This is a genomic window from Saccharopolyspora sp. 6M (assembly GCF_020176775.1).
In the GTDB taxonomy this organism is placed as follows: domain Bacteria; phylum Actinomycetota; class Actinomycetes; order Mycobacteriales; family Pseudonocardiaceae; genus Saccharopolyspora_C; species Saccharopolyspora_C gregorii.
Map to the genome: position 1 here is coordinate 68,341 of NZ_JAIUJZ010000057.1, position 6,453 is coordinate 74,793.

Below are 6,453 nucleotides of genomic sequence, written 5' to 3' on the forward strand. Positions count from 1 at the left end.
CGGGGGGGGGGGGGGGGGGGGGGGGGGCGGGGGCGCCGGGGGGGGGGGGCGGGGGCCGCCCGCACCCCCCACCCCCCCGTGAGCGGCCCGTTCGGCGGCGGGCCATCATGGTCGGGTGAGTTTCGATGCGCTGCTGTTCTTGTCGTTCGGTGGACCGGAGGGCCCGGAGGACGTCCGGCCGTTCCTGGAGAACGTCACCCGGGGCAGAGGCGTGCCGCCGGAGCGGCTGGTCGAGGTGGCCGAGCACTACCACCACTTCGACGGGGTCTCGCCGATCAACCGGCTCAACCGCGAGATCATGGCCGGGTTGCAGGAGCAGCTGCGCGCCGAGGGCCGCGACCTGCCGGTGTACTGGGGCAATCGCAACTGGCACCCGATGATCGAGGACACCGTGGCGCGGATGGCCGAGGACGGCGTGCGCAGCGCGCTGGTGTTCGCCACCTCCGCGTGGGGCGGCTACTCGGGTTGCAAGCAGTACCACGAGGACATCGCCCGGGCCCGCGAAGCGGTGGGGGAGCAGGCCCCGGACCTGGTGAAGCTGCGCCAGTTCTTCGACCACCCGCTGTTCGTGGCCGCCAACGCCGACGCGGTGCGCCGCGCCTACGCCGAGCTCGGTGATCCGCAGGCCCGGCTGGTGTTCACCGCGCACTCGGTGCCGGTGCGCGCCGATTCGATGCCCGGCCCGGACGGCCGCCCCGAGTGGTACTCCCGGCAGGTCGCCGAGTGCGCCCGGCTCGTCGCCGAGGAGGCCGGGGTGGAGGCCTACGACGTGGTGTGGCAGTCCCGGTCCGGCCCGCCGCAGGTGCCGTGGCTGGAGCCGGACGTGGTGGACCACGTCGAGGACCTGCACGCCAAGGGCGTCGCCTCGGTGGTGGTGAGCCCGATCGGGTTCGTCTCCGACCACCTCGAAGTGATCTGGGATCTGGACAACGAGGCCGCGGAGAAGGCCGCCGAGCTCGGCATGGGCTTCGTGCGGGCCGGGACCGCCGGGGACGATCCGCGGTTCGCGAAGATGATCGTGGAGCTGATCTCCGAGCACGTGGACGAGGTGCGGCCGCGGAAGCTGTCGCTGATGCCCGCCGCCGGCTGCGGTCGCAACGGCGAGGTGTGCGCGCCGGGCTGCTGCTCGCCGTCCTGACGTTCGTCGCTCGCGGGGCCGCGGTGGTCGTGGGACCGCCGCGGCCCTCGTGCGTCCGGGCTCAGTCCCGGCCGGGGGCGCCGATGGCGAGGAAGATGCGGGTGCAGTGCTCGACCAGGTCGTCGCGGTCGATGCGCAACGCCCCGTCCAGCCAGGCGGTGAGGGTCTGGGCGAGGCCGCCGACGGCGAACTGGCTGAGCACGTCCAGGTCGGCGCTGTCGCCCAGCCCGTAGAAGTCCTTGGCCTGGCCGCCGAGCAGTCCGACGAACAGCAGTGTGGAGCGCTGCCTGCGTTCGGCGAGCACGGCGCCCGCGCGGGTGGAGAACAGCAGTCGCCCGCGCCGCGGGTCGTCGCCGACGACGCCGATGACGGTGCCGAGCCCGGCCCGCACCTTGGCCGCCGCGTCGTGCGGGGCGGCCGCGACGGCGGCCAGCGCGCCGGTGGCGAGGTCGTCGATGACCTGGTCGTAGACGGCGGCGGTGAGCTCCTCGCGGTCGGCGAAGCTCTCGTAGAAGTAGCGGGCGGCGAGCCCGGCCCGCTTGCACACGCCGCGCACCGAGAGGGTGGCGTCGGCGTCGGGTGCGCCGAGCAGGTCCAGGCCCGCTTCGAGGAACCGGACGCGCCGCTCGGCCTTGCGGTGGTCGCCATCGACACCGCCGTACACCCGCAGGGAAGACGGCTCCATGCCGCCCATCTTGGCATCTCGCGGGCCGGGTCCGGGCGGGTCTTGACAGTGGGGGAACTGATCGGTTCCATATCTGCTAACGGGTGTGAGCAGAGTTCGCCGGGCGGGGCCGCCCGCACTGCCACCCGCTAGCGGAGGAGAGGGACCGATGACAGCTCCCACCGGATCACGCGTGCGCGAGGACGAACTGGTCGTCGGCGGCGGCCTGCTCGCCGGCGGCGCCAACGTGATCATGCAGCTGGCCCGGCCGGGCGTCGGCTACGGTGTCGTCGAGAGCAAGGTCGACAGCGGCAACATCTTCAAGCACCCCGTCAAGCGCACCCGCACCACGCTGACCTACCTCGCGGTCGCCACCATGGGCACCGACGAGGAACGCGCCCTGTTCCGGCGCGCCACCAACCGCTCCCACGCCCAGGTGCGCTCCACCTCGACCAGCCCGGTGTCCTACAACGCCTTCGACAAGAACCTGCAGCTGTGGGTGGCGGCCTGCCTCTACCGCGGCATCGAGGACGTCCACCGGATCTTCGTCGGGGAGCTCACCGACGCCGAGATCGACGAGCTCTACCGGCGCTCCGCCACCCTCGGCACCACCCTGCAGGTCACCGACGACATGTGGCCCGCCGACCGCGCCGCCTTCGAGGAGTACTGGAACGACGCGCTCGACGAGGTCCACGTCGACGACACCGTGCGCGCCTACCTGCACCAGATCGCGGTGCTCGGTTTCATGCCGCGCTTCGTCCGCGCGCCGCTGGGCCGGTTCAACCGGTTCATCACCACCGGCTTCCTGCCGCAGCGGTTCCGCGACGAGATGCGGCTGCCCTGGACCGACCGCGACCAGCGCCGCTTCGACCGGCTCACCCGCGTCATGGGTGCGGTCATCCGGCGGCTGCCCCCGGTGCTGCGCAAGTTCCCGTTCAACTACTACCTGTGGGACGTGCGGCGCCGGATCGGGGCGGGTGCTCCGCTGGTGTGAGTCAGTGCTTGCCGGCGCTGTCGGCCAGCACCCGCACCATCTCCGCGATCGAGGCGCGCCGGGCCGCCCGGACCGAGTCGAACAGCGGCCGCAGGGCCTCCGTGCGCGCCCGCGTCGCGGACGCCGACAGCGCTCCGCCCGGGGCGTCGTCGGTGGCCACCCACAGGATCGCCTCCACCTCGGAGGCGCGCTGCAGGATCCGCAGCGGCCGCTGCGGCACGTCCTCCGGCCACGGCGGCTTCGGGCGGTCGGCCACCGTCGAGGCGATCTCGTCGCGCACGCCGGGGCGGTGCTTGGCGATGTCCAGGTCGATCAGCGTGCTCGCGGCCTCCCGCATCGCCGAGGACATGCCGTGCTCGGCCTCCCCGATCGCCAGGTGCTCGGCGGGCGGCAGCTCCCCGACGGCGAACACCGTCCAGTGCAGGATGCCCTCGGCGACCGGCTCGGGCACCAGGCCCAGCCCGGCCTCCGGCAGCACCGCCGCTTCACCGCGGCGCAACGCCTGCTTGGAGAACGGGCTCGCCGAACCCAGGCCCCGCACGTCACCGGGGACCGGCAGCGCCAGCTCCCCAGCGGTGGCACCGGCCTTGCGCAGCGCCGCCAGCAGCAGCGCCGGACCGGCCGGGGTGTCCTGCGGGCCCGGCAGTTCCAACCGGGCGGCGAGTTCGTCGTCGGCGGCGCGCACTTCCTGCGATTCGCCCCAGACCTGCAGAGCGTCGAGCACGTCGTCCGCGGCGGTCGCACCGTGCAACCACGCGGACGTCCAGACGACCATCGTTGCGCTTGGGCATGGCACGTCGAGAGAGAGTACGTATCCCGTCCGCGCGCATCAGCCCGGGGGCCGCGCGGTGTGGGCCTCGTCGCGGGCGGCGTGCCGCGACCGCGGCGTCCGCGACGGTGCATAGGATCTTCGCGTGCGTTCGGTCAACTACGGCAACGACGTCCTGTCCTCCGGTCGCAAGCGCCGCGAGATCCCCGAGGTCCCCGCCGAGCCCGGGCTCGTGGTCGAGGACCCGGCCAGCGGCTTCTGCGGCGCGGTGGTGCGCGTGGAGAAGGGCAACGCGGTGCTGGAGGACCGGCGCGGCGCCCACCGGCTGTTCCCGATGCGGCCCGCCGCGTTCCTGCTGGAGGGGCGCCCGGTCACCCTCGTCCCGGTGCCCGCCACCGACCCAGCCGCGACCCGCACCTCCGCGTCCGGGTCGGTGCACGTCGACGGGCTGCGCGCCCGGGAGGCTCGGGGCAGCCGCATCTGGGTGGAAGGCCTGCACGACGCCGAGCTCGTCGAACGCGTCTGGGGCCACGACCTGCGCGTCGAAGGCGTCGTGGTGGAGCCGCTGCACGGCGTGGACGACCTGCCCGGGCTGCTCGGCGAGTTCCGCCCCCGCGCCGGTCACCGGGTCGGGGTGCTGGTGGACCACCTCGTCGAGGGCAGCAAGGAGTCCCGGCTCGTCGCCGGGATCGACGACCCGCACGTGCTCATCACCGGACACCCCTTCGTCGACGTGTGGGAGGCGGTCAAACCCGCGTCCCTGGGCATCGCGGCCTGGCCGCGGGTGCCGCGCGGGCAGGACTGGAAGGAAGGCGTCTGCGCCGAGCTGGGCTGGGGCGAACCGGCCGAGGGCTGGCGCCGCGTGCTCGGCGCGGTCGAGGGCTTCCGCGACCTGGAGGCCCCGCTGATCGGCGCCGTCGAGCGGCTGATCGACTTCGTCACCGAATCCTGACCCCGTTCCGGGCCTGCCCGAGCGTCCACGGTGGAACGCCGGCGCCCCACCACCCGAGCACCGCGAGCCGGTCACGTTGGCCGAAATAACCCCACAGAACGCTTGTGCTCTGCCACGATGGGTGCATGGCCCCCGTCGTGTGGTTGATCATCGGTGTGATCCTGGTGGTGGCCGAGGTGCTGTCCGGGGAGTTCGTCCTCGTGATGCTCGGCCTCGCCGCGCTGGGGACCGCGCTGGTGGTCCTGGCCGGAGCGCCGACGTGGCTGGCGGCCGTGGTGTTCGCCGCGCTGGCCGGGGGACTGGTGCTGGGGGCGCGTCCGGCGTTGAAGCGCCGCTTCCTCGCCGGCCGCGAGCTGAAGACCAACGTGGACGCCCTGGTCGGCAAGCACGCCGTCGTGGTCGCCACCGTCGACCACCAGGGCGGCCGGGTCCGCATCGACGGGGACGTGTGGTCGGCCCGCGCGTGCGCTGAGGCCGACGTCTTCGAAGCCGATTCAACGGTGCTGGTCACGGAGATCTCCGGGGCCACCGCCATCGTCGCGGCACAACCGTGAACTGGAGGGTGCAGTGGAATTGATCGTGCTGGCGGTGGTGGTGCTGCTGGTGATCGTGGTGGTGGCCAAGTCCGTCCTCGTGGTGCCGCAGGCGCAGGCCTCGGTGGTCGAACGGCTGGGCCGGTTCCGCACCGTCGCCGCGCCCGGGCTGAACTTCCTGATGCCGTTCCTGGACCGGGTGCGGGCGAAGATCGACCTGCGCGAGCAGGTGGTGTCCTTCCCGCCGCAGCCGGTGATCACCCAGGACAACCTGACGGTGTCGATCGACACCGTGGTGTACTTCCAGGTCACCGACTCGCGTTCGGCGGTCTACGAGATCTCCAACTACATCGTCGGTGTGGAGCAGCTGACCACGACGACGCTGCGCAACGTGGTCGGCGGCATGAGCCTGGAGGAGACGCTGACCTCCCGGGACCAGATCAACACGCAGCTGCGCGGCGTGCTGGACCAGGAGACCGGGCGCTGGGGCATCCGCGTGGCGCGGGTCGAGCTCAAGGCGATCGACCCGCCGCCGTCCATCAAGGACTCGATGGAGAAGCAGATGCGCGCCGACCGGGAGAAGCGCGCGATGATCCTGAACGCGGAGGGCGCGCGCGAGTCCGCCATCAAGACCGCGGAAGGCCAGAAGCAGTCCCAGATCCTCGCGGCCGAGGGCGCGAAGCAGGCGTCGATCCTGGACGCGGAGGGCGAGCGCCAGTCCAGCATCCTGCGCGCCCAGGGTGAGCGGGCCAGCCGCTACCTGCAGGCGCAGGGCCAGGCGAAGGCGATCGAGAAGGTCTTCGCCGCGGTGAAGCGGGGCAAGCCCACGCCGGAGCTGCTGGCCTACCAGTACCTGCAGACCCTGCCGCAGATGGCGCAGGGCGACGCGAACAAGGTGTGGGTGGTGCCCAGCGACTTCAACAAGTCCTTGGAGGGCTTCGCCCGGATGCTCGGTGCGCCCGGCGAGGACGGGACGTTCCGCTACGAGCCCCCGAAGGAGGAGCCGCCGGCGGGCAGCCCGGAGGACGAGGAGGAGTCGGTGGCCGCGTGGTTCGACACCTCGTCGAACCCGGAGGTCGCCGAGGCCGTGCGCGCCGCGGAGGAGGTGGCCCGCAAGGAGGTGCCGAGCGCCGCGGCGGGGATGCCCTCCGGTGGTGCCGCGTTGTCGGGTCCGAAGGCCACGCAGGCGCTGGGGGAGACCGGGGCGCTCGGCGAGCCCCCGGTGGGTGGCGGTTCCCCGGCCTGATCGGGTTCTGACCCGGGCAGAGGCCCGGAAACGAGCGAAGTGGGGGGGGGGGGGGGCCCCCCCCGGTTGGGCGCCGTAGGGTTTTTTGTTTTTTGGGTTTTGGGGGGGGGGGAATAAAATATATGTATATTAAAAAAACACAAAAACACCACCACAA

General features: G+C 72.4%; 7 protein-coding genes. 5 read left to right on the forward strand and 2 right to left on the reverse strand.

Features of this window, described 5'->3' with window-relative positions:
- Nucleotides 1-115: 115 nt before the first annotated feature.
- Complete coding sequence (locus LCD31_RS09790; protein ID WP_224957444.1) at nucleotides 116-1,138, forward strand: ferrochelatase; 1,023 nt, start codon at nucleotides 116-118, stop codon at nucleotides 1,136-1,138.
- 61 nt (nucleotides 1,139-1,199) lie between these two features.
- Here the strand turns inward: LCD31_RS09790 and LCD31_RS09795 are convergent, their stop codons facing one another.
- The gene (locus LCD31_RS09795) at nucleotides 1,200-1,823 is read right to left on the reverse strand and encodes a TetR/AcrR family transcriptional regulator (protein ID WP_224957446.1); all 624 of its coding nucleotides are present in this window, start codon (nucleotides 1,821-1,823) and stop codon (nucleotides 1,200-1,202) included.
- Between the two features lie 148 nt (nucleotides 1,824-1,971).
- On the opposite strand from LCD31_RS09795, the gene LCD31_RS09800 reads away from it, so the two are divergent.
- Entirely contained in the window at nucleotides 1,972-2,796 is an 825-nt protein-coding gene (locus LCD31_RS09800; RefSeq protein ID WP_224957448.1) for an oxygenase MpaB family protein, read from the forward strand.
- Between the two features lies 1 nt (nucleotide 2,797).
- On the opposite strand, the gene LCD31_RS09805 is transcribed toward LCD31_RS09800, so the two are convergent.
- Nucleotides 2,798-3,571, reverse strand: coding sequence for a hypothetical protein (locus tag LCD31_RS09805; RefSeq protein ID WP_224957450.1), 774 nt, complete (start codon nucleotides 3,569-3,571; stop codon nucleotides 2,798-2,800).
- A 139-nt stretch (nucleotides 3,572-3,710) separates the two neighbouring features.
- On the opposite strand from LCD31_RS09805, the gene LCD31_RS09810 reads away from it, so the two are divergent.
- The 3 genes from LCD31_RS09810 to LCD31_RS09820 all read left to right on the forward strand — a co-directional run bounded on the left by LCD31_RS09810 (nucleotide 3,711) and on the right by LCD31_RS09820 (nucleotide 6,296).
- Nucleotides 3,711-4,517: a DUF3097 domain-containing protein gene (locus LCD31_RS09810; RefSeq protein ID WP_224957452.1), complete on the forward strand. Its 807-nt coding sequence runs from the start codon at nucleotides 3,711-3,713 to the stop codon at nucleotides 4,515-4,517.
- A gap of 125 nt (nucleotides 4,518-4,642) precedes the next feature.
- Nucleotides 4,643-5,071: an NfeD family protein gene (locus LCD31_RS09815; RefSeq protein WP_224957454.1), complete on the forward strand. Its 429-nt coding sequence runs from the start codon at nucleotides 4,643-4,645 to the stop codon at nucleotides 5,069-5,071.
- Nucleotides 5,072-5,084: 13 nt separating this feature from the next.
- Complete coding sequence (locus tag LCD31_RS09820) at nucleotides 5,085-6,296, forward strand: SPFH domain-containing protein (protein WP_224957455.1); 1,212 nt, start codon at nucleotides 5,085-5,087, stop codon at nucleotides 6,294-6,296.
- Nucleotides 6,297-6,453 lie beyond the last annotated feature (157 nt).